The 23,740-nt window shown below is 74.7% G+C and carries 26 protein-coding genes; 14 read left to right on the top strand and 12 right to left on the bottom strand.

What is annotated here, in order from left to right; translation table 11 throughout:
• Nucleotides 1-72: 72 nt before the first annotated feature.
• Entirely contained in the window at nucleotides 73-1,086 is a 1,014-nt protein-coding gene (gene cydB / locus K1Y72_RS28160; protein WP_220169512.1) for a cytochrome d ubiquinol oxidase subunit II, read from the top strand.
• On the opposite strand, the gene K1Y72_RS28155 is transcribed toward cydB, so the two are convergent.
• From K1Y72_RS28155 to K1Y72_RS28145, 3 genes are all read right to left on the bottom strand, one after another.
• Nucleotides 1,073-1,789: a zf-HC2 domain-containing protein gene (locus K1Y72_RS28155; protein ID WP_220169511.1), complete on the bottom strand. Its 717-nt coding sequence runs from the start codon at nucleotides 1,787-1,789 to the stop codon at nucleotides 1,073-1,075. The two genes, cydB and K1Y72_RS28155, sit on opposite strands and share 14 nt — an antisense overlap.
• Nucleotides 1,786-2,307, bottom strand: a complete 522-nt coding sequence (locus tag K1Y72_RS28150) for a sigma-70 family RNA polymerase sigma factor (protein ID WP_220169510.1) — start codon at nucleotides 2,305-2,307, stop codon at nucleotides 1,786-1,788. The genes K1Y72_RS28155 and K1Y72_RS28150 overlap by 4 nt, the downstream gene beginning before the upstream one ends.
• Before the next feature lie 64 nt (nucleotides 2,308-2,371).
• Nucleotides 2,372-2,953 carry a DoxX family membrane protein gene (locus K1Y72_RS28145; protein ID WP_220169509.1) on the bottom strand — a complete coding sequence of 194 codons (582 nt, stop codon included), beginning with the start codon at nucleotides 2,951-2,953 and terminating at the stop codon, nucleotides 2,372-2,374.
• A gap of 282 nt (nucleotides 2,954-3,235) precedes the next feature.
• Between K1Y72_RS28145 and K1Y72_RS28140 the strand changes: the two genes are divergently transcribed.
• Together K1Y72_RS28140 and K1Y72_RS28135 are read left to right on the top strand one after the other, a co-directional pair.
• On the top strand, nucleotides 3,236-3,994 hold the full coding sequence (locus K1Y72_RS28140) for an SOS response-associated peptidase (protein WP_220169508.1): 759 nt from the start codon (nucleotides 3,236-3,238) through the stop codon (nucleotides 3,992-3,994).
• Between the two features lie 68 nt (nucleotides 3,995-4,062).
• A complete protein-coding gene (locus K1Y72_RS28135) occupies nucleotides 4,063-4,395 on the top strand; it encodes a TraR/DksA family transcriptional regulator (RefSeq protein ID WP_220169507.1) in 333 nt (110 codons plus the stop codon).
• 16 nt (nucleotides 4,396-4,411) lie between these two features.
• Here the strand turns inward: K1Y72_RS28135 and K1Y72_RS28130 are convergent, their stop codons facing one another.
• Entirely contained in the window at nucleotides 4,412-5,257 is an 846-nt protein-coding gene (locus tag K1Y72_RS28130; protein WP_220169506.1) for a class I SAM-dependent methyltransferase, read from the bottom strand.
• Between the two features lie 368 nt (nucleotides 5,258-5,625).
• Between K1Y72_RS28130 and K1Y72_RS28125 the strand changes: the two genes are divergently transcribed.
• The 7 genes from K1Y72_RS28125 to bsaP all read left to right on the top strand — a co-directional run bounded on the left by K1Y72_RS28125 (nucleotide 5,626) and on the right by bsaP (nucleotide 12,360).
• Nucleotides 5,626-6,237, top strand: coding sequence for a sigma-70 family RNA polymerase sigma factor (locus tag K1Y72_RS28125; protein WP_220169505.1), 612 nt, complete (start codon nucleotides 5,626-5,628; stop codon nucleotides 6,235-6,237).
• Between the two features lie 3 nt (nucleotides 6,238-6,240).
• Nucleotides 6,241-6,537, top strand: coding sequence for a mycothiol system anti-sigma-R factor (rsrA, locus tag K1Y72_RS28120; protein WP_220169504.1), 297 nt, complete (start codon nucleotides 6,241-6,243; stop codon nucleotides 6,535-6,537).
• A 30-nt stretch (nucleotides 6,538-6,567) separates the two neighbouring features.
• Nucleotides 6,568-7,485 carry an NAD-dependent epimerase/dehydratase family protein gene (locus tag K1Y72_RS28115; protein WP_220169503.1) on the top strand — a complete coding sequence of 306 codons (918 nt, stop codon included), beginning with the start codon at nucleotides 6,568-6,570 and terminating at the stop codon, nucleotides 7,483-7,485.
• A gap of 447 nt (nucleotides 7,486-7,932) precedes the next feature.
• Nucleotides 7,933-9,279 carry an HD-GYP domain-containing protein gene (locus K1Y72_RS28110; RefSeq protein ID WP_220169502.1) on the top strand — a complete coding sequence of 449 codons (1,347 nt, stop codon included), beginning with the start codon at nucleotides 7,933-7,935 and terminating at the stop codon, nucleotides 9,277-9,279.
• Complete coding sequence (locus K1Y72_RS28105; protein WP_220169501.1) at nucleotides 9,276-10,613, top strand: HD-GYP domain-containing protein; 1,338 nt, start codon at nucleotides 9,276-9,278, stop codon at nucleotides 10,611-10,613. The genes K1Y72_RS28110 and K1Y72_RS28105 overlap by 4 nt, the downstream gene beginning before the upstream one ends.
• A 179-nt stretch (nucleotides 10,614-10,792) precedes the next feature.
• Nucleotides 10,793-12,130, top strand: a complete 1,338-nt coding sequence (locus K1Y72_RS28100) for an acetyl-CoA carboxylase biotin carboxylase subunit (RefSeq protein ID WP_220169500.1) — start codon at nucleotides 10,793-10,795, stop codon at nucleotides 12,128-12,130.
• Between the two features lie 32 nt (nucleotides 12,131-12,162).
• Entirely contained in the window at nucleotides 12,163-12,360 is a 198-nt protein-coding gene (gene bsaP, locus K1Y72_RS28095; protein WP_220169499.1) for a biotin synthase auxiliary protein BsaP, read from the top strand.
• 18 nt (nucleotides 12,361-12,378) lie between these two features.
• Here the strand turns inward: bsaP and K1Y72_RS28090 are convergent, their stop codons facing one another.
• Nucleotides 12,379-12,879 carry a GNAT family N-acetyltransferase gene (locus K1Y72_RS28090; RefSeq protein WP_220169498.1) on the bottom strand — a complete coding sequence of 167 codons (501 nt, stop codon included), beginning with the start codon at nucleotides 12,877-12,879 and terminating at the stop codon, nucleotides 12,379-12,381.
• Between the two features lie 157 nt (nucleotides 12,880-13,036).
• On the opposite strand from K1Y72_RS28090, the gene K1Y72_RS28085 reads away from it, so the two are divergent.
• On the top strand, nucleotides 13,037-14,725 hold the full coding sequence (locus K1Y72_RS28085; protein ID WP_220169497.1) for a carotenoid oxygenase family protein: 1,689 nt from the start codon (nucleotides 13,037-13,039) through the stop codon (nucleotides 14,723-14,725).
• Here the strand turns inward: K1Y72_RS28085 and K1Y72_RS28080 are convergent.
• A complete protein-coding gene (locus tag K1Y72_RS28080; protein ID WP_220169496.1) occupies nucleotides 14,722-15,525 on the bottom strand; it encodes a hypothetical protein in 804 nt (267 codons plus the stop codon). The two genes, K1Y72_RS28085 and K1Y72_RS28080, sit on opposite strands and share 4 nt — an antisense overlap.
• Before the next feature lie 115 nt (nucleotides 15,526-15,640).
• On the opposite strand from K1Y72_RS28080, the gene bioD reads away from it, so the two are divergent.
• Both bioD and bioB read left to right on the top strand, forming a co-directional pair.
• Entirely contained in the window at nucleotides 15,641-16,372 is a 732-nt protein-coding gene (bioD, locus tag K1Y72_RS28075; protein ID WP_220169495.1) for a dethiobiotin synthase, read from the top strand.
• Entirely contained in the window at nucleotides 16,369-17,364 is a 996-nt protein-coding gene (gene bioB, locus K1Y72_RS28070) for a biotin synthase BioB (RefSeq protein WP_220169494.1), read from the top strand. Before bioD ends, bioB begins: the two co-directional genes overlap by 4 nt.
• Nucleotides 17,365-17,378: 14 nt before the next feature.
• On the opposite strand, the gene K1Y72_RS28065 is transcribed toward bioB, so the two are convergent.
• From K1Y72_RS28065 to K1Y72_RS28050, 4 genes are all read right to left on the bottom strand, one after another.
• Nucleotides 17,379-17,639, bottom strand: coding sequence for a hypothetical protein (locus K1Y72_RS28065; RefSeq protein ID WP_220169493.1), 261 nt, complete (start codon nucleotides 17,637-17,639; stop codon nucleotides 17,379-17,381).
• Nucleotides 17,640-17,657: 18 nt separating this feature from the next.
• Nucleotides 17,658-18,308 (bottom strand): Uma2 family endonuclease, encoded by a 651-nt coding sequence (locus tag K1Y72_RS28060; RefSeq protein WP_220169492.1) that lies wholly within the window; start codon nucleotides 18,306-18,308, stop codon nucleotides 17,658-17,660.
• Between the two features lie 75 nt (nucleotides 18,309-18,383).
• Complete coding sequence (locus K1Y72_RS28055) at nucleotides 18,384-19,187, bottom strand: GntR family transcriptional regulator (RefSeq protein ID WP_220169491.1); 804 nt, start codon at nucleotides 19,185-19,187, stop codon at nucleotides 18,384-18,386.
• A 37-nt stretch (nucleotides 19,188-19,224) separates the two neighbouring features.
• Nucleotides 19,225-20,403, bottom strand: a complete 1,179-nt coding sequence (locus K1Y72_RS28050) for an 8-amino-7-oxononanoate synthase (RefSeq protein ID WP_220169490.1) — start codon at nucleotides 20,401-20,403, stop codon at nucleotides 19,225-19,227.
• 65 nt (nucleotides 20,404-20,468) lie between these two features.
• On the opposite strand from K1Y72_RS28050, the gene K1Y72_RS28045 reads away from it, so the two are divergent.
• On the top strand, nucleotides 20,469-22,115 hold the full coding sequence (locus K1Y72_RS28045; protein WP_220169489.1) for a GAF domain-containing sensor histidine kinase: 1,647 nt from the start codon (nucleotides 20,469-20,471) through the stop codon (nucleotides 22,113-22,115).
• A gap of 127 nt (nucleotides 22,116-22,242) precedes the next feature.
• Here the strand turns inward: K1Y72_RS28045 and K1Y72_RS28040 are convergent, their stop codons facing one another.
• Complete coding sequence (locus K1Y72_RS28040; protein WP_220169488.1) at nucleotides 22,243-22,503, bottom strand: WhiB family transcriptional regulator; 261 nt, start codon at nucleotides 22,501-22,503, stop codon at nucleotides 22,243-22,245.
• Nucleotides 22,504-22,798: 295 nt separating this feature from the next.
• Nucleotides 22,799-23,731, bottom strand: a complete 933-nt coding sequence (locus K1Y72_RS28035) for a diacylglycerol/lipid kinase family protein (protein WP_258574039.1) — start codon at nucleotides 23,729-23,731, stop codon at nucleotides 22,799-22,801.
• Nucleotides 23,732-23,740: the final 9 nt, after the last annotated feature.

Raw genomic sequence — 23,740 nt, 5'->3', positions numbered from 1 at the left:
GCGAGATGGCCGTGAAGCCCGGCCGGGAAGGGGTTCCACGTCCGCCCCCGAGCGCGCCCGCAGGAGGATCGCGTGTCACTGCCGGACCTGTGGTTCACCGCCATCGCGGCGCTCTGGGCGGGCTACCTCTTCCTGGAGGGCTTCGTCTTCGGCGCCGGCGTCCTCACCCGGGCGCTCGCCCGCGACGCCGCCGAGCGGCGGCTGCTGATCGGCACGGTCGCGCCGGTGTGGGCCGGCAACGAGGGGTGGCTGCTCGCCGCGTGCGCCGCGACCGCCGCGGCCTTCCCCGCCTGGGCCGCCGCCCTGGCGGGCGCCTTCGCCGTCCCGCTGCCGGCGATCCTCGCCGCGCTCGTCCTGCGCGCCGCCGCGTTCGCGTGCCGGGACCGGCGCGACGGCGAGCGGTGGCGGCGCGGCTGGGACGTGTGCGTCTTCTTCGGGTCGCTGGCGCCCGCGTTCCTGTGGGGCGTGATCTTCGGGAACGTCGTGCGCGGCGTCGAGCTGGACGCCGCGCACCGCTACACCGGCGGGTTCTGGGCGCTGCTGAACGTGCCCGCGCTGGCCGGCGGCCTCACCACGCTGCTGCTGTTCCTCTTCCAGGGCGCGGTGTTCGCGGCGCTGCGGACGTCCGGCGGCGTCCGGGAGCGGGCGCGGGCGATGGCCGGCACCCTCGGCGGCGGCGCGATCACCGTCACCGCCGTGGCGCTGCTCTGGACGCAGGCCGCGCGCGGGTCGGCGTGGACGGCCGCCACCGCCGCCGTCGCGGCGGCCGCGCTGCTCGCCGCCGCGGCCCTCGTCCGGGCGGGCGGCCGCGACGGCGCGGCGTTCGCGGCCGCCGGGACGTGCGTGGCGGCCGCGACGATCACGCTGTTCGCGTCGCTGTACCCGGTCCTGCTGCCGGCGGTCCCGAACCCGGCCGACGGCCTCACGGTCGCGGGCGCGGCGGCGCCGCATCCGGCCCTCGTCGCGATGACCTGGACGGCCGCGGTCGCCCTGCCCGCCGTCCTGCTCTACCAGGCCCGCACGTGCCGGGCGTTCCGGCGCCGCGTCGCGCCCGTCGCGCCCGTCGCGCCCGTCACGCCCGGGTGACCGGGACGCGCAGCAGCGTCCCGCCGTCGTCCGTCCTGACCTCCAGCCGGTCGATGTCCTTGAGGGGCGTCGCCGTCCCGCCCATCGTGACGAGCGCCGGCTTGGCCGCCCCCGGCACGCCGTAGCCCTTCGGCGGCACGGCCCAGCCGGTCACCACGCTGCGCTCGCCGGTCCGCGACACCGCCTCCAGCCGGCACCGCAGCGGGCCGCGCACGCCCTTGAGCTGGAGCGACACCTGCGTCCCCCACCCCATGCCGACCAGCTCGACCTCCCCGGACACGCCCGTCTTCGGATCGGTCGCCGCGTACTGGTCGCCCGCCAGCATCGACGCCCCGCCCGCGTGGCCGTGCTCGACGGGCGCCGCGTCCCCGCCGCCGAGCGCCGTGCCGGCGACGGCGCCGGTCGCGAGCAGCGTCGCCGCCGCCACCGTCCCGATCACGTAGGTGCCGCGCCGCGAGCGGCGGTCGGCCCGCTGCCGGTCGCGGACGCGCCCGAGCAGCTCGGCGGGCGGCTCCCCGTCGCCGGTCTCCTCGGGCTCCAGCCCGCGCAGCGCGTCCGCGACGCCCGCCATCGGCACCAGCTCGGCCCGGCAGCGCGGGCAGCCCCGCAGGTGCGCCTCGAAGGCGCGCCGGTCCGGTTCCTCCAGCAGCCCGAGGGCGTACGCACCGACGTCGGTGTGCTCGGTAGTGCGGTCGGGACTCATGCCGAGACCCCTCTTTCTTCCAGCGCGACCCGCATCGCGCGCAGGGCGTAGTAGACACGTGACTTCACCGTTCCGACCGGGACGCCGAGGACCGCCGCCGCCTGGTCCACCGTCCGGTCGCGCAGCACCGTCTCCACCAGGACCCGCCGGTGCGCCGGGGACAGCGCGCGCAGCGCGTCGGCGACGACGACCCGGCCGAGCACCCCGTCGAACCGGTCCTCGGCGGCGGCCCGCTCCACCGGCCCGCCCCCGACCTCGGCGGGCCGGGCGCTCCGGCGCCGCCGGTCGTCGATGACGACGCGCCGGGCCACCGTGGCGAGCCACGGCATGAGCGACGCCGCGTCCGCGTCCAGCCGGTCCGCGCCGCGCCAGGCCCGGATCATGGTCTCCTGGACCACGTCCTCGGCCCACGGCCGGTCGCCCCCCGTCAGCCGCAGCACGAAGGCCAGCAGGGGGCGGTGGTAGCGGCGGTACAGGCCCGGAACAGCCGGACCGCCGGTGGTTCCGGGTGCTGCCATGGAAGGCAGTACGGCCCGGACCCGACCGGCGGTTCAACGCCTTTGAGGGTCTCTTAAGGCGGCGTTAGGCCCCGACCTTCTTGGCGGCGCGGCGGCCGGTGCGCTTGGCGTCGCGGACCTGCCGGGCGGCCTCGCGGCGGGCGTTCTTCAGCTCGGCCTGCGCCTGCTTGCGCAGCACCTTGCTCTCCGCGCTCGCCTGGACCCGGGCGTCGTGGACCTGGCGGCGCAGCTCGGCGGTGCGGGGGGAGCGGCGCGGCTCGGTCGCGACCATCAGCAGGGCCCCGAACAGGCTGGCGTTCTTCAGCAGGTGCGAGCGCTCGTTGGCGCGCCGCTCGGGGTCGTCCTCGGTCCAGTACCGGTGCTCGGTGGCGAGGGAGGGGACGAGCTGGGCGGCGAGCAGCAGCGTCGTCAGCCGCCGGAACTTGCCGGTCAGCAGCAGCGCGCCGGTGCCGAGGCTGAGGGCGCCCTCGATGCGGACCAGCTTCTCGGGGTCCTTGGTGGGCAGCCAGTCGAGCCGGTCGGCGATCGGCTTGACGGTGGGGGCGACCTGCTCGGCGCGCGACCCCGGATCGCGCAGCGTCTCCAGGCCGGTGATGATGTAGGGCGCCGCCACGAACGGGCGCGCCAGTGTCGTGAAAGGTCGCATGAGCCCTTCATGCCCACCGCATCGAAGAACAAGCACCGCCCCGGCGGTTCTGGACGCAGCGCGGTGGCGGCCGTCGAGCGGGAGCGGGCACGGACGGCCTCGGGGGCGTGCGCGGCCATTCTCGGGCGGTGCGGAGAAGGCCATTCGCGGGGGTCCCTTTGTTCGCGGAAGGCGGGGATGCGCGCCATTCCGGGAAAGGGGGGACGATCATGAGGATTTCCGCGCGACCCCGGAACGTCGGTGGCGGCTCATAAGCTGGGGCGTCCGGGGAAGGGGAGGGACATGTGCGGTCGATACGCCACGGCGCGGGCGAGACAGGAACTGCTCGACCAGTTCCAGGTGCAGGACGACGAGCTCGGCGGTGAGCTGGCGCCCGACTACAACGTCGCGCCCACCAAGCAGGTGCCCGCCGTCCTCACCCGGGCGCCGAAGGACGCGCCCGAGGAGAAGGCCGTCCGGCAGCTGCGGACGCTGCGGTGGGGCCTCGTGCCGTCCTGGGCCGAGGACCTGTCCGTCGGCGCCCGGATGATCAACGCGCGGGTCGAGACCGTCGCCGAGAAGCCCTCCTACCGGCGGGCCTTCGCCAAGCGGCGCTGCCTGCTGCCCGCCGACGGCTACTTCGAGTGGTACGTCCTCGAAGGCCAGGAGGACGCCAAGCGCAAGAAGAAGCAGCCGTTCTACATCCGCCCGAAGGACGGCTCGGCGATGGCCATGGCCGGCCTGTACGAGCTGTGGAAGTCCCCCGAGGACGAGTGGGTGTGGACCTGCACGATCATCACCACCGACGCGCCCGACGACCTCGGCCGCATCCACGACCGGATGCCCATGGTCGTCGAGCCGGAGCGCTGGGACGCCTGGCTCGACCCCGGACTCACCGACGCCGACGAGGTGCGCGGCCTGCTCGTCCCCGCCATGGCCGGGACCATGGAGGCGTACCCGGTCTCCCCGGCCGTCGGCAATGTGAAGAACAACGGCCCGCAGCTCATACAACCGGCTTCAAGTGGGGATACATCCGGCAAACAGGCCGACGGCCTGTTCTGACCGCTGCCGGCGGTGGCGGTCATCGGCGCCACCCCCCTTCCCCGGGGCCGACCGGGAGGAGTCCAGCGATGGACGTCCCCACCGCCCGCAGCCGCCTTCAGGACATGCTCGCCGAGCTCGACCGCTCCCTCGGTGTCCTGCGCGGCGAGTACCCCGAACGGGAGTCCTCCGCCGCCGACGCGGGGACGGTCCTCACCGACGGCGACCGCGTCCAGGCCGCCCTGGCCTCCCTGGGCCGCCAGCGCCGGGCCGTCGCCGCGGCCCTCGACCGCGTCGAGGCCGGCACCTACGGGCGCTGCGTCGGCTGCGGCGAGCCCGTCCCCGAGGGCCGGCTGGAGGTCCGGCCCGACGCCGCGCGCTGCGTCCCCTGCCAGTCCAGGCACGACCGCGCGCACCGCTGACGGGACGGCCGCGCCGCTAGTCCTTGCGGCGGGCGCTCGCGAGGAGCTGGACGCCGAGCGATTCGTCCTCGGCCGGGGCCGTCAGCTCGGTGCGCACGAGCCGGTCCAGGGAGCTCGGCGAGCGCTTCAGCAGGTGCTCCACCGTGGAGGGCGACAGCACCGTGCGCGGCCGCACCCACTCGACCTCCAGGCCGCCGTCGGTGAGCAGCTCGCGCAGCTGGTCGCCGCCGAAGCAGCGGGTGATCGTGCCGTCCGGCCAGGGGACGAGCAGCACCTCGGCGGCCGGCACGTCCGACAGGTGCGCCCAGTAGTTGCGCTCGGCGAGCAGCGCCATGCCGAGGGTCTGGGAGTCGACCGACAGCAGCAGCCGCCCGCCGGGCCGCAGCACGCGGGCGATCTCGCCGACGGCGGCCTCGGTGACGAGCTGGCGCGAGAGCGCCCGGTTCTCCGCGATCACCGCGTCCACGCAGCCGTCCCGCAGGAAGGGCAGCGTGCCCGAGTCGCCGGTGAGGCGGCGGAGCGGGCCGCGGGTCCGATGGCCGTTCGCGGGCGGAGGCCCGTGCGGAGGCCCGTGCGGAGGCCCGTGCGGAGGCCCGTGATCAGGGGCGGGGCCGTCGGCGGGCGGTGCCGCCGGGTCCAGCACCTCGACGACGCGGTGGCCGGCGCCCGCCGCCTGCACCGCCGTGCGGCCCCCGCCGCCCGAGACGTCCAGCACCAGCGACGGCCGGCCCGGCAGCCACTCCGCGAGCTGGGTGCGGGCGACCGCCCAGTAGAACCGCCAGTAGAGCGCGAGGGGGTCGCCGTCCCCCGCACCGCCCCCGAGGGCCGGAGGGGCGGTGGGCTCGGGAGGTCGCGCCGGCACCGGTAGCAAGGGTTTGCTCCTGTTCTAGCCGTGTATGGGACTTGTTCCCCATCAAGGACGTCATCACCCTCCGTACAGGACGAAGGATGATCCGCCAATGTTCCGGGCTTCCCCCGACGAGCATGCCAAGCCGGGAATCCTAGCGCTGTGACCGGTGTTGCAGAGTCTCACAGGACGTACCGCCCGGCCCGTCCCCCGACGCCCGCCCGCAGGAGGCCCGCACGATGACCGCTCTCGTCGCCCCGCGATCCGCCGCCGTCCCCGCGGCGCGGACCGGCGACGCGCCCGCCCCCGGAGGGGCCGCCCGGCGGCGCGGCCCGATATCGTCTGTGAGGTACGGCGCGGACAACGTCGTCACAGACGAGGGGGTGGGTACGGTTCCGGGCACCGCGGAAACCGTGGAGCAGCGCCAGGAGCGCTTCCAGCGCGACGTGCTCCCGTTCTTGGACCAGTTGTACTCGGCCGCCCTGCGCATGACGCGCAACCCGGCGGACGCCGAGGATCTCGTGCAGGAGACGTTCGCCAAGGCGTTCGCCTCCTTCCACCAGTTCAAAGAGGGCACCAACCTCAAGGCCTGGCTGTACCGCATCCTCACCAACACCTTCATCAACTCCTACCGCAAGCGCCAGCGGCAGCCGCAGCAGTCGGCCACCGAGGAGATCGAGGACTGGCAGCTCGCGCGCGCCGAGTCGCACACCTCCAGCGGCCTGAAGTCGGCCGAGGCCGAGGCGCTGGAGCACCTGCCCGACTCCGACGTGAAGCGGGCGCTGCAGGAGCTGCCGGAGGAGTTCCGGATCGCGGTCTACCTCGCCGACGTCGAGGGCTTCGCCTACAAGGAGATCGCCGACATCATGGGGACCCCCATCGGGACCGTGATGTCGCGTTTGCACCGCGGCCGCCGGCAGTTGCGGTCCATGCTGGAGGACTACGCCCAGGACCGCGGACTGTCCCGGGCGACGGCGAGTGGGAAGGGTGAGTAGGCCATGAGCTGCGGCGACCACCACGAGACGCCCTGCAGCGAGGTGCTGGCGCGCGTCTACACCTACCTCGACGGCGAGCTCGACCAGGGGGGCTGCGGCGAGGTGCGCGAGCACCTGGACGAGTGCGGCCCCTGCCTGCGCGAGTACGGCCTGGAGGAGGTCGTCAAGAAGCTGGTCGGCAAGTCGTGCGGCTGCGAGCCGGTGCCGGGCGACCTGCGCGCCAAGGTCCTCGTCCGCATCGAGGAGCTGTGCGGCGAGATCAAGACCAAGGAGGCGGCGGAGGCCGCCGACCCGGCCTGACGCCGCTCGCGGCCCGGCTATCGTGCTGGGATGCGCGTTCTCGTGACCGGCGCCGCCGGGTTCATCGGTTCCCACCTCGCCGACCGCCTGGTCTCCGACGGCCACGAGGTCGCCGGGCTGGACGACATGTCCGGCGGCGCGAACGAGCGCCCCGGCGTCGACCTGTGGCGGATGGACGTCGCCGCCCCCGCGCTCGCGGACCGGGTGAAGGGCTTCGGCCCCGAGGTCGTCTGCCACCTGGCCGCCCAGGTCAGCGTGCGCCGCAGCGTCGAGGACCCGCGCCACGACGCCCGGGTCAACGTGCTCGGCACCGCCAACGTGCTGGAGGCGGCGCTCCGGGCGGGCAGCCGCAAGGTGGTGTTCACCTCCAGCTGCGCGGTGTACGGCGTGCCCGACGCGCTGCCCGTCCCGAACGACGCCCCGCTCCGCCCCGCCTCGCCGTACGCCGCCTCCAAGGTGACGGGCGAGGTGTACGCCGGGATGTACCGCAGGCTGCACGGCCTGGACTTCACCACGCTCGCCCTCGCCAACGTCTACGGGCCGCGCCAGACGCCCGAGGGCGAGGCCGGCGTCATCTCGATCTTCACCGACGCGCTGCTGGCCGGCCGCCCGACGCGGGTGTTCGGCGACGGCACCCAGACCCGCGACTACGTCTACGTCCTGGACGTCGTGGACGCCTTCGCCCGCGCGGCGGGCGAGGCGGGCGGCGGGGGCCGGTTCAACGTCGGCACCGGCCGCCAGACCACCGACCGCGACCTGCACGCGCTGGTCGCCGGGGCCGCGGGCGCGCCCGACGACCCGGCGTTCGCGCCGCCCCGCCTCGGCGACCTGCCCGCGATGGCGGTCGACCCGTCGGCGACCGAGCGCGACCTCGGCTGGACGGCCCGCACCCCGCTGGCCGAGGGCCTCGCCGCCACGGTCGCGTGGGCGCGCTCGCGCACGACATGAAATGCACATCGCCAATGCACGTGCAGAACATTTGTGCGTGTACGCGCCGTCGCTTTTTCGGGAATGCCGCTCACCTCTGGTGACGATTACTTCACGCTTTGCTCACGATTCCCGGCTTGCCTGTGTGACCTGCGCCTCTCGCGTTAGGCTTGGGTCGAATTCAGTGGCGGGGACCAGCGGAGCGCGCCTTGGCGACGAGAGCGGGCCCGGGGGCCGCGGAGGGCGGCCCCGTCTCCACGCGCGCGGGGGGAGATCTCGGGACATGGTCGATCGGAAGCGGATCGGTCGCGGCACCGCGGGTGCCGCCGGCGCGCCGGGGGCACCGGCACTGAACCTGCCCATGGGCGTGTCCTGGGTCTAGACGCGGTCATCGGCGCCGGGCAGGGCGCCGACCGCGCCCGGACCGAGGACGGCAGCCCGCACTGCGTCACTCCCCAAGGGGCGGCTATGCGTGGACTACCTCTCGCCGCGTGGGTGTACGTCTGCGGTGTGGCCGCGCTGGCGGCCTACGTCATCGCGACGGCACCCTACGGCGATCTCGACTGGCGCGCGCTCGCGGTGCTGGCCGTGCTGTTCCTGGTGTGCGACTCGGCCCCGGCGCAGCTCAACGTCGCCCGCGCCCGCGTGTCCCTCGGCTTCGCCGCGGCGCTCGCCGGCGTCGTGCTGCTCGGCCCCTACGGCGCGGCGCTGCTCGGCGCCGTCGCGATCGTCACCGGGCAGCGCTTCTTCGCGCCCGTCAAGCGGCTGTTCAACGGCGCCCAGTTCGCGCTGAGCGGCTACGCCTCGGGCGTGGTGTTCGACCTCCTCGGCGGGCACCGCTTCGAGGCCGGCCGGCAGGAGTGGGTCGAGCACGTCATCGGGCCCTTCCTCGGCGCCCTCATCACCTTCGTGCTGGTCAACCTGACGCTGATGACCGGCATCCTGCTGCTGGCCAAGCAGGAGACCGCCCGCACGCTGCTGCGCGAGAGCGGCCAGCTCGCCTTCGGCTGCCTCGGCTACGGCATGTTCGGGCTGCTCATCGCGGGCCTCTGGCCGGGCATCCAGGCGTTCGCCGCCGTCCTCGTGCTGCTGCCGCTGTTCATCGCCCGCTGGGCGCTGGAGCAGGCGCACGCCCAGCAGCAGGCGCACGCCGCGACGCTCGCCGCGCTCTGCCAGGCGGTGGAGACCAAGGACTACTACACCCGCGGCCACTCCGAGCGGGTCTCCCGCGGCTCGGTCATGATCGCCCAGGAGATCGGGATGCGCGCCGACCGGGTCGAGGCCATCCGGATGGCGGGCATGCTGCACGACGTCGGCAAGCTCGGCGTGCCGACCAAGGTGCTGCGCAAGGACGGCCCGATGACCGAGGAGGAGTTCGCCGCGATCCAGCTCCACCCGATGCGCGGCCTGGAGATCGTCCGCGAGATCGGGTTCCTGGACGAGGCGCTCGCCGGGATCATGCACCACCACGAGAAGATGAACGGCCGCGGCTACCCGATGGGCCTCGCCGGCGAGGAGATCCCCGAGTTCGCCCGGGTCATCTCGGTGGCCGACGCGTTCGACGCGATGACCTCCACCCGCTCCTACCGGGCCGCGCGCAGCGTGGAGGCGGCCGTCACCGAGCTGCGCCGCAGCGCCGGCGACCACTTCGACCCGGTGATCGTCGAGGCGTTCCTGCGGGCGCTGGAGCGCGACGGCTGGGAGCCGCCGCAGCCGCCGGTGCTGCCCGACGACGACGTCGCCCAGACCACCCGCCAGGACCACGACGACCCGACCGAGCCGATCCGCATCGCCCGGGACGGGGCCGCCAGATGACCGTCCGGACGGCCGCCCGCGAGCGGCAGCGCTGGCAGACCGTCGACTCGGGCTACCTGCTGCTCGTCGCGCTCGCCGGGCTCGGCGTGCTGGTCGCGGTCACCCAGGTCGCCGTCGTCGGCGTCGCGCAGCCCGACGTCGCGCTGGTGTTCGGCGTCCTCATCGCGCTCGGCGAGCTGTTCCGCATGGTGATGCCGGGCAACCGCGAGGTCGCGCCGGTCGCGTCGGCGGGCGCGCTCGGCTACGCGCTGCTCGTCGGCGTCGGCCCCGAGCGCTCCGGCCAGGCCGCGTCGCTGGACGTGGTGCCCGCGGTGCACTCCACCTTCCAGGTCGTCGCGATCACCGCCGCCGGGATGATCGTCGGGTCGCTGCCGCACGTGCTGGTCGGCCGCACCCCGCGCCTCGACGCGATGGCCCGCCGCCTCATCACCGTCGCCGTCGTCGCCACCTGCTTCCGGCCGCTGCTCGCGCTCGACCCGAAGTGGCCGGTGCTGATCGTGCTGATGGGCCTGGTCGTCGTCGGGTCCTGCTTCACCGACGTGCTGATCGCCGCGCTGATCCGCGCCGAGGCGGTGCGGGCCCGGCTCGGCATCGCGATCCGCGACGAGATCGGCGCCAAGATGGCGCTCTGCGCCGCGACGAGCGCCACCGCCATGCTCATCGCCGTCGCCACGACCGTGATGGGCCCGGCGGCGCTGCTGGTGTTCACCGTCCCGATCCTGGTGTCGCAGTTCGCGTTCCGGCGGTACGCCGGCATCCGCGCCACCTACCTGCAGACGGTCCGCGCCCTGTCGCGCGTCACCGAGGTCGGCGGCTACGTCGAGACGGGCCACTCGCGGCGGGTGTCGCGGCTGTCGGTCGCGATGGGCCGCGAGCTCGGCATGTCCGAGGAGGAGCTGCTGGAGCTGGAGTACGCCGCGCTCATGCACGACATCGGGCAGCTCTCGCTCGGCGACCCGATCCCCGGCGGCGCCACCGTCCTCGCCTCGCCCGCCGAGCAGCGCCGCATCGCCGAGCTCGGCGCCGAGGTCATCCGCCAGACCGGCGTCCTCGACCGGGTCGCGCACATCGTCCGCCAGTCCTCGCACCCCTACCGCACCGGGCACGCCGCCGCCGCGGGCGCCGGGTCGGCCGTCGCGCCGCCGCTGCCGCCGCCGCTCGCCAGCCGCATCATCAAGGTCGCCAACGCCTACGACGACCTGGTCGGCGACTCCGCCGACCGCGACCGCGGCGCCGCCGTCCTGGAGCGGCTCCGCCTCGACTCGGCCGCCGAGTACGATCCGGCGGTCGTGGAGGCGCTCGGCCGCGTCGTGGACCGCCGCCCCCGCCTCTGAACGGGCGGGACGGGCGGGACGGGCGTTTCCGCTGGGACCTGGGGGGAAGCACCGCTGCCGACAGGACCCGGGAGCCGGTCTTTGTCGCCGTCCAGGGCCGCCACCGGCCGCGCCGCCGCTAGGGTCGGCGGGGGAGCGGCACGGGCCGGCCCCGCGATCGGCGTGAGGAGTGGCGACAGGTGTTCGAATCCGTGCTCGTGGCGAACCGCGGCGAGGCCGCCAGCCGGATCATCCAGACCGTCCGCGGCCTCGGCGCCAAGTCGATCGCGGTGTACTCCGAGGCCGACGCCGCGCTGCCGTTCGTCGCCGAGGCCGACGAGGCCGTCCTCATCGGGCCGCCGGAGCCCGCCCGTAGCTATCTGGACGCCGCGTCGGTGCTGGAGGCCGCCGAGCGCTCCAACGCGCGCGCCGTGCACCCCGGCTACGGGTTCCTCGCCGAGAGCGCCGCGTTCGCGCAGGACGTGCTGGACGCCGGCCTCGCCTGGGTGGGGCCGCCGCCGCTCGCCATCGCCCGCATGGGCGACAAGATCAACGCGCGGAACCTGATGAAGGAGGCCGGCGTCCCGGTCGCGCCGGGGAGCTGGGAGCCGGTGCCCGACGAGGCCACCGCCGTCGAGGAGGCCGCCCGGATCGGCTACCCCGTCATGGTGAAGGCCGCCCTCGGCGGCGGCGGCCTCGGCCTCGCCGCGGCGGCGGACGAGCCCGCGCTGCGCCAGGCGTACCGCTCGGCCCGCGCCGGCGCCGAGCGCCACTTCGGCGGCGGCGACGTCCTGGTGGAGCGCTACATCGAGGGCGCCCGCCACGTCGAGGTGCAGATCTTCGGGCTCGCCGACGGCACCGTCGTCGCGCTCGGCGAGCGCGACTGCTCGGTGCAGCGCCGCCACCGCAAGGTCGCCGAGGAGACCCCGTCGCCCGCCCTCACGCCCGAGCTGCGCGCCCGGATGCTGGACGCGGCGGTCGCCGCCGGGCGGGCCGTCGGCTACCGCAGCGCCGGCACCGTCGAGTTCCTCCTCGACCCGGCGGCGGGGGAGTTCTTCTTCCTGGAGATGAACACCCGGCTCCAGGTGGAGCACCCGATCACCGAGATGGTCACCGGCGTCGACCTCGTCGAGCAGCAGCTCCTCCTCGCGGCCGGCGACCCCGTCGGGATCGGCGCCGTCCAGCCTCGCGGGCACGCCCTGGAGCTGCGCGTCTACGCCGAGGACCCGCAGCGGTTCCGGCCGAGCGCCGGCCGGATCGAGCACTGGGAGGAGCCGGTCGGCGACGGCATCCGCATCGACGCCGGCTACATCGAGGGCAACACCGTCACCCCCTTCTACGACCCGCTGCTCGCCAAGCTGTGCGTGCACGCCGCCGACCGCCCGGCCGCGCTGGCCCGCGCCCGCGCCGCCGTCGCGGCGTTCCGCATCGACGGCCCGGCGACGAACCTGCCGTTCCTCGCCGAGCTCCTGGACGACCCGGGCTTCACCGCCGGCGACTACGACACCGGCATCGTCGCGCGGATGCGGGCCCGCTGAGCGCCGGGCCGGGCGGGGGTAGGGTGCGGCCTGTGGAGACGACCTACTGCGACCGCTGCGGCGAGCCGGCCGGCGGGCCGGACGATGCCGCGCACGAGGCGTGCCGGACGGCGCGCGAGATGGAGCCGCCGCGCTACTGCGCGGCCTGCCGCCGCCGGATGGTCGTCCAGGTGACGCCGACCGGCTGGACGGCGAGCTGCTCCCGCCACGGCGAGCTGCACGGCGTCTGACCCCTGCCGCGAGGCCGGTCAGAGGGCCAGGCGATAGGTGACGAGGTCCACGCCCGGCGCGGGCGACCAGTCGCGGTCGGGCGTGCGGACGAAGCCCATGCGCTCGTAGAGGCGGTGCGCGTCGCGCATGTTCCGCTGCGTGGACAGCCGCAGGCCGCGCAGCCCCGCCGCGCGCGCCCGGTCGACGCACGCCTGCACGAGCGCGCGTCCGGCGCCGCGCCCGCGCGCCTTCTCCAGCACCGCCAGCATCCGGAACTCGCCCTCGTCTGGCCCGGCGAGCTCGGCGTACGGGCTGCCGGGCGGCGCGTAGGCGACGGCGCCTACGACGTCGTGGTCGGCGACGGCGACGAGCAGCTCGGCCTTCGCGGCGCGGTCGGCGGCGTCGGCCAGCGTGGCCACGTAGCCGGACTCCGGGCCGACGAGGCCGCCGTGGACGTACACCTCGACGGTCAGCTCGCCGATCCGCGCGACGTCGGCGGCGCTCGCGCGCCGGACGGTCACCGGTGCCGGCTCGGCCATCGGCGCCCCCTCCTCGCGTCCCGCGTTCCCGGCCAGGGTACCGGCGGTCCGGGACGGACCACGGGGGCGCCACCCGATAGTCGTTAGGGTCTTGACGACGGGCGGGTGCGGGCGGTTCATTGGGTCCGTCGCCGGACGAACCCCCGCAGGAGGCGCCGTGCCCGTGCCCCGCTCCATCCTCAGCAAGGACGACGTCACCGACCTGGACCTGCGGGTCGTCGCGGGCGCCTGGCCGGACGACCTCACCGGCCACTTCGTCGTCAGCACCTCCGACCAGCGCACCCACCCGCTGCACGCCTTCTTCGGCGACGGGATCCTGGCCCGCCTGGCGCTCCGGCCCGGCACCGACGGCGCCCCGCCGGACGCGTTCGCCTGGCGGCCCCGCGTCATCGACACCCCGTCGGTGCGGCTGCGCCGCGCCCGCCCTGACCTGTTCACCGCCGGGCCCGTCGGCACCAGCTCCCCGTGGGGGTTCCAGAACGCCGCCAACACCGCGCCGCTGCCCTGGGGCGACCGGCTGTTCGCGACCTGGGACGCGGGCCGGCCCGTCGAGGTCGACCCGGTCACCCTGGCGTTCGTCGCCGAGGTCGGGCACCGCGACGGCTGGAAGCCGGCCATCGACCAGCCGGTGCTGCCGCTCGTCTCCTCGTCGGCGCACCCGGTGGTCGACCCCGAGCGCGGCTGCCTCTGGACGGTCAGCCGGGACGTCATGACGGGCACCGTCCACGTGATCCGCTACGACGGCACCGGCAAGCACGTGCGGCGCTGGCTCGTCGAGGGCGCGACGCTCCCGCAGGCCACCCACACCATCACCCAGACCCGCGACTGGCTGGTCCTCGCCGACACCGCCTACAAGATCGACACCGATGAGATCTTCGGCGCGGACCGGACCGTGGCCAACAACCCCGACGGGCCCGTCCTGCTGATCCGCAAGGACGACCTGGACCCCGGCCGCGCCACCGTCGCCTGCGCCGAGTTCCGCATCGCGCCCGAGGTCAACCACTTCTACGCCCGCTACGACGACTCCGACGGCATCGACGTCGTCATGGAGCACACGCCCGGCGTCGACATCGGCATGTACCTGCGCGAGGACGACCTGGACGCCTTCGGCCGCCCCGTCGATCCGGCGCTGCGCGGCATGTACTGCCACGGCATGACTCCCGCGCTCACCACCGTCCTGCGCTTCGACCCGGAGTCAGGGCGCGTCACCGAACGCGCCCGCGCCTGCGACCCGGCCCGCTGGTGGCAGGCCGAGCTGTCGGCGATCGACTGGAGCCTGGAGGGGCAGCTCGCCCCGACCCGCCACCACCTGGTCCACCTGGGCTTCCACCCCGAGGCGATCAACCAGCGGGCGCTCGCCAACTACGGCGACCGCGTCGACCGGTCGCTGTTCCCGCCCGAGGAGACCCCGGCCGTCCTCGCCAGCCTGGACCGCGACGACCTGAAGCCGCTCGCCGAGTGGACCTTCGACCTCGCCGACTACCCGACGTCGCCGGCGTTCGTCCCGCGCGGCCTCGGCGCGCCCGGCCGCAGCCGCTACGCGGGCGCCGACCCCGGCGGCCACGACGGGTACCTGGTCGTCGCCGTCCACAACGACGACCGCTTCCGGATCGAGGTGTTCGACGCCGCCGACGTCGCGCGCGGCCCCGTCGCCGTCCTCGCCCCGCCGCACGGCACGACGGTGCCGTTCCTCATCCACTCGGCGTGGCTGCCCGACGCCGTCCCCGCGCCGCCCGGCCTGGACCGCCTGCGCTTCGCCGACGACCTCGACGGCCGCCTGGACGCCCTGCCCCCGGACCTGGTCGCCCTCACCCGCGAGGTCGCCGCCGACCTCGACGCCCGTTAGGAGCGGGCGGCGTCGGCGCAGGTGCGCTCGTCGGGGAGCAGGGGGCGCAGGCGCACCGAGTAGACCTTGCCACCGCTGCGCCAGCGCGCCTCGCGGGACGCCGCGACGCGCTGCGCCGTCCGCGCGTCCGCGCCGGTGTAGACGGTGCAGAGCCCGCCGAGGGCCTGCTGCCCGCCGCCGAGCGCCGCGAGCGGCCAGGGCTTGGCGGGGCCGGGCTCCTCGCCGGTGTCGCCCGCGATCACCGCGGCGCGTTCGGCGACGTACGGCTTCGCGGGGGCGGCCTGGTCGGACGTGGCCCAGCCGGCCGGGTCGAGCCGCTTCCAGAAGCGCGTCTGCGGGACGTTCTCCGCCTCCGGCTGGGAGATCGTGGTGCGGGCGGCGCCGAAGGTCAGCACCAGGACCCGGACGTCGGCGACCTGGCCGCGCTCGATATGCCGGGGCGTGCCGAGCCCGGCTGCGCGCGCGCCGTCGAGCAGCCGTTGCAGCGCGTCGGGCTTCAGCCGGTACTCCAGGCCCTTGGCGAAGGCGCGGCCGTCGCCGTAGAGGGAGAAGTCGGGGACCGTGCCGGGGCCGCCCATGCCGGCGATGCCGCCGGTGAGCCGCCAGCGCAGCACGAGCTCGCCCGGCGCCGTGGGCGCAGCGGACGGGCCGGTGGTCGGGGTGGTCGGGGTGGTCGGGGTGGCCGGGGTGGCCGGGGTGCGGCCGGGTTCGGCGACCGGGTCCTGGCCGCCGCATGCGGTGAGGACCGCGACGGCGACCAGCGGCACCGCCAGTCCGGCCCGTACGGAGGGAACCGCCATGACGGCTTGGACGCGGCGGCGCCCGCGCCGGTTCCCGCCCGTACAAAAAGGGGTCGGTCAAGACTGTGGGATCCGGCCGGGGCGCGCCGTGCGGGCGCGCGCTAGTGTGCGCGTCGTGAGTGTTCTCGTGGTGACCGGGACCTGCACCGGTGTCGGCAAGACCGTCGTCACCGCCGCGCTGGCGGCGCTCGCGGCGGCGCGCGGCGCGTCCGTCGCGGTCGTGAAACCGGGCCAGACCGGCGTCGCGCCGGGCGAGCCGGGCGATCTCGACGAGGTGCGGCGGCTCGCCGCCGTCACCGACCTGCACGAGACGGCCCGGTTCCCCGACCCGATGTCGCCGGCCGCCGCCGCCCGCCACGCGGGCCTGCCGCCCGTCCGGCTGACCGAGGTCGCCGCGACGGTGAGCGGGCTCGCCGAGACCCGGGACCTGGTGCTGGTGGAGGGCGCGGGCGGCCTGCTCGTCCGCTACGACGAGGAGGGCGCCACGATCGCCGACCTGGCGCGCTGGCTCGGCGCGGCCGCCGTCGTCGTCACCCGCCCCGACCTCGGGACGCTCAACCACACCGCGCTGACCCTGGAGGCGATGGCGCACCGCGGCGTGCTGCCCGCCGGCGTCGTCGTCGGCGCCTGGCCGGCCGACCCCGACCCGGTGATGCGCGGCAACATCCGGGATCTGGAGACCCTCGCCGCCCGTCCCCTCGCCGGCGCGCTGCCGGCGGGCGCGGCCTCGCTGGACGCCATGGAGTTCCTGGTGACCGCGCACCGCGCGCTCGCCCCCGTGTTCGGGGGCGCGTTCGACGCCGCCGCGTTCCGCGCCACCTACGGTCTCGACAAGGAGATTCAGTGACCGACATCCTCGAAGTCGCCCGCCGCCAGGTCCTCGCCGAGGGCCGGGGCCTCACCCGCGAGCAGGCCCTGGAGTGCCTGACGCTGCCCGACGACCGCCTGGAGGAGCTGCTCGCCCTCGCGCACGAGGTCCGGATGGCCTGGTGCGGCCCGGAGGTCGAGGTCGAGGGCATCATCTCGCTGAAGACCGGCGGCTGCCCCGAGGACTGCCACTTCTGCTCCCAGTCCGGCCAGTTCACCTCCCCGGTCCGCGCGGTGTGGCTGAACATCCCCGAGCTCGTCGAGGCCGCCAAGGAGACCGCGAAGACGGGCGCGACCGAGTTCTGCATCGTCGCCGCCGTCCGCGGCCCGGACGAGCGCCTCATGTCCCAGGTCCGCGCGGGCGTCGAGGCGATCAACGCCGCCGTCGAGATCAACATCGCCTGCTCGCTCGGCATGCTCACCCAGGAGCAGGTCGACGAGCTCGCCGGAATGGGCGTGCACCGCTACAACCACAACCTGGAGACGGCCCGCTCGCACTTCCCCAACGTCGTCACCACCCACTCGTGGGAGGAGCGCTGGGACACCCTGCGGATGGTGAAGGCCGCCGGCATGGAGGTCTGCTGCGGCGGCATCGTCGGCATGGGCGAGACCGTGGAGCAGCGCGCCGAGTTCGCCGCCCAGCTCGCCGAGCTGGAGCCCGACGAGGTCCCGCTGAACTTCCTGGCCCCCCGCCCCGGCACCCCCTTCGCCGACATGCCCCTGGTCGAGGGCACCGAGGCCCTCAAGACCATCGCGACGTTCCGCCTCGCCCTGCCCCGCACGATCCTGCGCTACGCGGGCGGCCGCGAGCTCACCCTCGGCGACCTCGGCACCCGCGGCGGCATGCTCGGCGGCATCAACGCCCTCATCGTCGGCAACTACCTCACCACCCTCGGCCGCCCCGCCGAGAAGGACCTGGACCTCCTGGAGGAGCTCCAGATGCCCATCAAGGCCCTCTCCAAGACCCTCTGACCCCGCCCCCGGGTTCACCCGCCGGAATCGTCGGGCTCCGCCATCGTCCGGCGGGTGAACTCGCGCGACTCGGCGACGGTGAGGGGTCTGGCGCGCGCCGCCCCCGGATCCGGTCGCCGCGGCTCGCCGTCGATGTAGATGTCACCTTCGAGGACTTCGACCTTGGCGCCCTCGGCGGCGTTGACGTGCTCCCAGAGCTCGCCGCTCCGCCACAGTTCGATGGGTGTGCCGGGGAGCTCGATGTCGTAGTACTGCCGGACGACGTACCAGGGCATGCGTGCTCCTCTCCGCGGCTACCAGGGGAGCCAGGCGGTGGTGTCGATGTCGAGGGCGAACGGGTCGGGGAGGTGGACGGTCTCGCCGAAGGGCCATTCCTCCTCGTGGAGGTAGGCGGCCGTGCCCTCGTCAGGGATGGAGTACAGGACGGACCGCGCGGCCTGGGGGTCGCGGTCGACGAGCAGGTAGTACGGGATGCCGACCGCCGCGTAGCAGCTCCACTTGTTGCCCGGCAGCCGCGCGCCCGGACGCCGGTCGGTGTCGGCGTTCCTGGGGGAGGTCACCTCGACGACGAGTTCGACCTCCTCCGCGACGATCTTCTTGACGCGGCCGTCGCGGACCCGGCGGAGCGTGTCCCTGTCCAGGACGGCCAGATCGGGCACGAAGCCCTTGAGCGAGCCGGTCATGGTGAGCCCGCTGTTGATGTCGACGTCCCAAGGGAAGCCCGGCCGCAGGATCTCGGCGCGGTGGAACTCCCGCGAGACGTCCATGACGATCCCGTTGTGCGCCGGCGACGGTGCGGGGGACACGACGACCTCGCCTTCGACGACCTCGACCCGGGAGCCCTCGGGGAAGGGGAAGAGACCGTCGAGCGCGTCGTCGACCCACAGGTCGTAGACCTGCGCGGCGTCCGTCGGGACCAGGTAGGTGATCCGCAGGGTGTCCACTTTCGGTGACCCCTCCCTCACGATCTGCTCCCGGCCATCGTAGGGACCGCGCGCCGGGACCGTACCCCGAACGCGTCAGGTGCGGCGGAGGCGGGTGATGAACTTGTAGCGGTCGCCGCGGTACATCGACTGGGCCCACTCGACGGGCTGGCCGGTGGAGTCGAAGGCGTGGCGGGACAGCAGCAGCATCGGCAGGCCGACGTCGACGGCGAGGAGCTGGGCGTCGTGCGGGGTCGCGAGGACGGTCTCGATGGTCTCCTCGGCCTCGGCGAGGTGGACGTCGTAGGCGGTCGCGAGGGTCTCGTACAGGGAGCGGTGGCGGGGGAGCTCGCGGCGCAGGCCGGGGAAGCGGCGGGCCGGCAGGTGCGAGGTGTCGATCGACATGGCCTCGCCGTCGGCGAGGCGGAGGCGGTGGATGCGGAGGACGCGGCCGCCGGGGCGGATGCCGAGCAGGGCGGCGAGGCGCTCGTCGGCGCTGACGTAGCCGATGTCGAGGATGCGGGTCTCGGGGTGCAGCCCGTGGTGCCGCATGTCCTCGGTGTAGCTGACGAGCTGGAGCTCCTGGGAGACCTTCGGCTTGGCGACGAAGGTGCCCTTGCCCTGGATGCGCTGGAGGCGGCCCTCCACGACGAGCTCGGCGAGGGCCTGGCGGACCGTGGTGCGGGACGTCTCGTACTTCTCGGCGAGGGCCCGCTCGGGCGGCAGCGGGCTGCCGGCCGGGAGCGACTGGATCAGCTCGACCAGCAGCTCCTTCAGCTTGTAGTACTTGGGGATGCGCGGGGCCGGGGCGGCGTAGTGCTTGGCGAACTCGCCGAGCGGCGCGCGGTCGTAGCCGCCGTAGGGATCCCCGTGCCGGGGCCCGCCTCTGACCTCCGTCACGGTCTCTCCTCACGTTCATCACCGGTTGTCCCCGATGTTACGTGTGAAGACTACGGCCGGTAGAGTCCGCCACCGCCGCCAGGGCGGTCCGGACCGTTGTGAGGTCGGCCTCCCCGAGGGCGGCGCGCGCGGTGAACCGCAGGCAGGCGCGGCCCTTCGGCACCGACGGTGGCCGGAAGCAGCCGACCCGCGCGCCGCGGGCGCGGCACGTCTCCTGGGCCTCCAGCGCGGCGCGCGGCTCGCCGAGGAAGACCGGGACGACGGCCGCCGCCGGCTCCGCCGTCTCCAGGCCGAGGTCCGCCGCCGCGGCGGCGATCCGGGCCGCGTTCGCGCGGGCGCGGGCGGGCAGGTCCGGTTCGGCGGCGAGGACGTCCAGGGCGGCGAGCGCGGCGCCGACGGCGGCGGGGTTCAGGCCGGTGTCGAAGATGAAGGCGCGGCCGGCGTCCACCAGCGTCCCGATCACCTCGGGGGCGCCGAGGACGGCGCCGCCCTGGGACGCCAGCGACTTCGACAGCGTCAGCGTCAGCACGACGTCCGGCTCGCCCGCGAGGCCCGCGGCGTGCGCGGCGCCCGCGCCGCCCGCCCCGACGACGCCGAGCGCGTGCGCCTCGTCGACCACCAGCAGCGCGCCGTGCGCCCGCGCGACGCGGTGCAGCTCGGCGAGGGGCGCGGCGTCGCCGTCGACGGAGAACACCGCGTCGGTGACGACGAGGGCGTGCTCCTCCTCGCGGCCGGCGAGGAGCCGCGCGACGGCGGCGGGGTCGCGGTGCGGCGCGACCGCCACGCGCGACCGCGACAGCCGGCAGGCGTCCACGATCGAGGCGTGGTTGGTCTCGTCGGACACCACCAGGACGCCGGGTCCGCCGAGTCCCGCGACGGCGCCGAGGTTGGCCAGGTAGCCGGAGGAGAACACCAGGCCGGCGGCGCTGCCGGTGAGGGCGGCGAGCCGGGCGTCCAGCTCGGCGTGCAGGGCGGTGGTGCCGGTGACCAGGCGCGACCCGGTGGCGCCGGTGCCCCACTCGCGCGCGGCGCGGGCGGCGCCTTCGGCGAGGCGCGGATCCCGCGACAGCCCGAGGTAGTCGTTGGACGCCAGGTCGAGGAGGCCGTCGTGGTCGGCGCTCCGCGGCCGCAGCGCGCGGTGCAGCCCGGCCTCGGCGCGGCGAGCGGCGGCGGCCCGGAGCCGGTCCAGGGGGTCGGCGGGCGATACGGCGTCCATGCCGGGGATCCTGCCAGCTCACCGCCGGGGGAGGGGCACAGAAACCGGTGCGCGATGATTGGAGGGTGCCTACGTTGACCGATCTGGTGCGCGACCACACCGATCTGACCGACACCGACCTGGAGTGGCTGCACGCGCTGGTCTCCGACTGGCAGCTCCTCGCCGACCTGTCCTTCGCCGACCTGCTGCTGTGGGTGCCGCTGAGCTCCGCCGACGCGCTGCCCTCCGACTCGGGGCGCCGCCGCCCCGCGCTCCCCGACCAGGCGGTCCCCGGCTGGGTCGCGATCGCGCAGATGCGCCCGACGACCGGCCCGACCGCCTACTCCGGCGACCTGGTCGGCAAGGTGGTGCGGACGGGCCGCCGCGGCCTCATCGACGTCGCCTGGCGGGAGCGGCGCATCGTCCGCGAGGGCGACCCGGAGTGGGGCAGCGGCATCCCGGTCCGCGAGGAGTCGATCCCGGTCCGGCGCGGCGCCAAGCTGCTCGGGGTGATCCAGCGCAGCACCAACCTGTCGTCGGCGCGCACCCCGTCCCGGCTGGAGCTCACCTACCTGCAGTCGGCCAGCGACCTCGCCCAGATGATCTCCGAGGGGCGGTTCCCGGTGCCCGGCCAGGAACCGAACCTGGTGCGCTCGCCGCGCGTCGGCGACGGCCTCATCCGCCTCGACCGGGCGGGCGGGGTCACCTACGCGAGCCCGAACGCCCAGTCGGCCTACCGGCGGCTCGGCTTCCCCGCCGACCTCGTCGGGGAGTCCCTCGGGGAGGTCACCGGGCGGCTCTGCGACACCGGCGAGCCGATGGAGGAGGCGCTCACCGTCGTGCTGAGCGGCCGCGCGCCCCGCGAGGTGGAGGTGGAGGCGCACGGGTCGGTCATGCAGCTCCGCACGATCCCGCTCATCATCGCCGGCAACCGGATCGGCGCGATCGTGCTGTGCCGCGACGTCACCGAGCTGCGCTGGCGCGACCGGGAGCTGATGAGCAAGGACGCCACCATCCGGGAGATCCACCATCGGGTGAAGAACAACCTGCAGACCGTCGCGGCGCTGCTCCGCCTCCAGGCGCGGCGGCTGCGCGTCCCCGAGGGCCGCGCCGCCCTGGACGAGGCGGTGCGCCGCGTCGGGTCCATCGCGATCGTGCACGAGACGCTGTCGCACACCCCCGACGAGCTGATCGACTTCGACGACATCGCGGACCGCGTCATCACCATGGCGGGCGAGGTGTCGGCGCCCGAGACGCAGGTGCAGCCGAAGCGGACCGGGTCGTTCGGGGTGCTGCCCGCCGAGATCGCCACCCCGCTGGCGATGGCGCTCACCGAGCTGCTGCAGAACGCCCTGGAGCACGGCCTCGCCGACGGCGCCGGGACGCTGGAGGTCGTCGCCGCCCGCTACGGCGAGGGCGCCGACCCGGCCGTCCCCGCCAGCGTCGCGGTCTGGGGCGACTGGCCGGGCGCCGGCGACGGCGCGGCGCCCGCGCCCGCCGCGCCCGCGGGGGAGGGCCGCCGCCTCATCACGGTGGTGAGCGACGACGGCGTCGGCATCCCCGCGGACTTCGACATGGACGCCAGCAACAGCCTCGGCCTGCAGATCGTGCGGACCCTCATCGTCGGCGAGCTCGGCGGCCGCCTGGAGTTCCGGCGCCGCGACGGCGGCGGCACCGAGGTCGTGGTGGACGTCCCGCTGGACCAGCAGCACCGGCCGGGGCCGCCCCGCTGAACCGGCGCCGCCCGGCGGGTGCGGGGACGACGAGAGCCCGTGGCGATGCCACGGGCTCTTCGTCGTCAGAGGCGCTCCTCGCGCGATCCGGCCAGGGGGTCCGGACGCGGGCGCCGCCGGGTGCCGTTCAGGCCCCCGCGTTCGCGCGGGCGCGGGCCCGTGCCGTCCGGCGCTTCAGGGCGCGGCGCTCGTCCTCGCCCATCGCGCCCCACACGCCCGAGTCCTGGCCGGACTCCAGCGCCCAGCGCAGGCAGGCGTCGGAGACGCCGCACTGGCGGCACACCTGCTTGGCCTCCTCGATCTGCAGGAGGGCGGGGCCGGTGTTGCCGATCGGGAAGAACAGCTCGGGATCCACGTCACGGCAGGCTGCCTCGTGGCGCCAGTCCATGCGGTCCACTCCTTCGTCAGCGGTGGCGGTTGCTCACTCAACTTGTGAACAGATTCACATGTCGCGAACACCCCAGGACGCAAAAGATTTGGTCAGGGATGATTGTCGGCGGCGCTGCGAGCAGAAGGCGCACGGCACTGGTCCTTCAGTCGTTGGGCGCACTTTGAGCCTGTCAGGGCCGCTACGACACACGCAAGACCTGGGGGAAACGTTTCGCCAAAGAAGCGTGTCGTATGTGTCACATCCACGGGTCGGGCCCGTTTCTTTCCTGTTAACAACCGGGCCCGGCCCGTTGTTAGATGACGATGCGTATCGCCTTCGCCACCGAACGGAAGGTGATGGCCTCCTGCTCGCCCAGGTAGTCGCCGTCCAGCTGGAAGGCCACCGGGCGCTCCGCCCGCAGCGTGACCTGCGCCGCGTCGTGCACGTTGGCGACCTGCCCGCCCTGCACCGGGCGGTTGCGGGCGAGCATCATCTGCGCGGCGGTCCCGAGCACCGGCGGCACCTTCAGCGAACGCATCGCGAAAACTTCGAGGCCGCGGTTGAAGTTCGCCAGCGGGCTCGGATTGAGCGGCAGCGGACCGAGGAAAGTCCACGGCGAGGTATTGGACACGAACGACAGGAACAAACCCGATTCCGGGGGGCGGCCGGGCACTTCCAAGGTAAGCGCGGGGCGGCGGCGGTCGGTGCCGCGGAAGAAATGCCGGAGGGTGGTGCGCACATACAGCGAGGGGTCGGCGCGGGCGCCCTCCAGGCGGCGCAGCTCCACCTCGCGGACGACCTCGGCGTCCAGCCCGACGCCCGCGCAGAACGTGAAGTAGCGCTCCCCGCCGTCCGGCAGCGAGGCCGTGCCGAGGCCCACCGTCCGGTGCCGGCCCGCGCGGAGCGCCGCCAGCACCATCCGCATCGCCGCGATCGGGTCGTTTGGCATGCCGAGGGCCCGCGCGAACACGTTGGCGCTGCCGCAGGGCAGCACGGCGAGGCCCGGAACCGCCGGGGAGGGCCCGTCCGCGAGCAGGCCGTTGACGACCTCGTTGACCGTGCCGTCGCCGCCGAGCGCCACCACCACGTCGTACTTGTCGCGGGCGGCGTCGCGGGCCAGGTCGGTGGCGTGGCCGCGGCGGGCGGTCTCGGCGACGAGCACGTCGGCGTCGCCGGCGAAGGCCCGCACGAGGACGTCACGGGCCCGCTGGGAGGTCGAGGTCGCCTTGGGGTTGGCGATGAGCATGGCGCGCAC

It is taken from the genome of Actinomadura parmotrematis, assembly GCF_019458805.1.
Lineage (GTDB): Bacteria > Actinomycetota > Actinomycetes > Streptosporangiales > Streptosporangiaceae > Spirillospora > Spirillospora parmotrematis.
The sequence above is the reverse complement of the archived record's forward strand: the minus strand, read 5'-3'. Positions and strand labels throughout refer to the sequence as shown.

Excerpts from the sequence above, each read along its gene's own strand:
- K1Y72_RS28105 (WP_220169501.1), top strand. The coding sequence starts at position 9,276 with ATGACCGTCCGGACGGCCGCCCGCGAGCGGCAGCGCTGGCAGACCGTC.
- K1Y72_RS28080 (WP_220169496.1), bottom strand. The coding sequence starts at position 15,525 with ATGGCGGTTCCCTCCGTACGGGCCGGACTGGCGGTGCCGCTGGTCGCC.
- K1Y72_RS28035 (WP_258574039.1), bottom strand. The coding sequence starts at position 23,731 with ATGCTCATCGCCAACCCCAAGGCGACCTCGACCTCCCAGCGGGCCCGT.
- K1Y72_RS28155 (WP_220169511.1), bottom strand. The coding sequence starts at position 1,789 with ATGAGTCCCGACCGCACTACCGAGCACACCGACGTCGGTGCGTACGCC.
- K1Y72_RS28050 (WP_220169490.1), bottom strand. The coding sequence starts at position 20,403 with ATGGACGCCGTATCGCCCGCCGACCCCCTGGACCGGCTCCGGGCCGCC.
- K1Y72_RS28115 (WP_220169503.1), top strand. The coding sequence starts at position 6,568 with ATGCGCGTTCTCGTGACCGGCGCCGCCGGGTTCATCGGTTCCCACCTC.
- K1Y72_RS28040 (WP_220169488.1), bottom strand. The coding sequence starts at position 22,503 with ATGGACTGGCGCCACGAGGCAGCCTGCCGTGACGTGGATCCCGAGCTG.
- K1Y72_RS28090 (WP_220169498.1), bottom strand. The coding sequence starts at position 12,879 with ATGGCCGAGCCGGCACCGGTGACCGTCCGGCGCGCGAGCGCCGCCGAC.
- K1Y72_RS28145 (WP_220169509.1), bottom strand. The coding sequence starts at position 2,953 with ATGCGACCTTTCACGACACTGGCGCGCCCGTTCGTGGCGGCGCCCTAC.
- K1Y72_RS28065 (WP_220169493.1), bottom strand. The coding sequence starts at position 17,639 with ATGCCCTGGTACGTCGTCCGGCAGTACTACGACATCGAGCTCCCCGGC.
- K1Y72_RS28150 (WP_220169510.1), bottom strand. The coding sequence starts at position 2,307 with ATGGCAGCACCCGGAACCACCGGCGGTCCGGCTGTTCCGGGCCTGTAC.
- K1Y72_RS28140 (WP_220169508.1), top strand. The coding sequence starts at position 3,236 with ATGTGCGGTCGATACGCCACGGCGCGGGCGAGACAGGAACTGCTCGAC.
- K1Y72_RS28110 (WP_220169502.1), top strand. The coding sequence starts at position 7,933 with ATGCGTGGACTACCTCTCGCCGCGTGGGTGTACGTCTGCGGTGTGGCC.
- K1Y72_RS28135 (WP_220169507.1), top strand. The coding sequence starts at position 4,063 with ATGGACGTCCCCACCGCCCGCAGCCGCCTTCAGGACATGCTCGCCGAG.
- rsrA (WP_220169504.1), top strand. The coding sequence starts at position 6,241 with ATGAGCTGCGGCGACCACCACGAGACGCCCTGCAGCGAGGTGCTGGCG.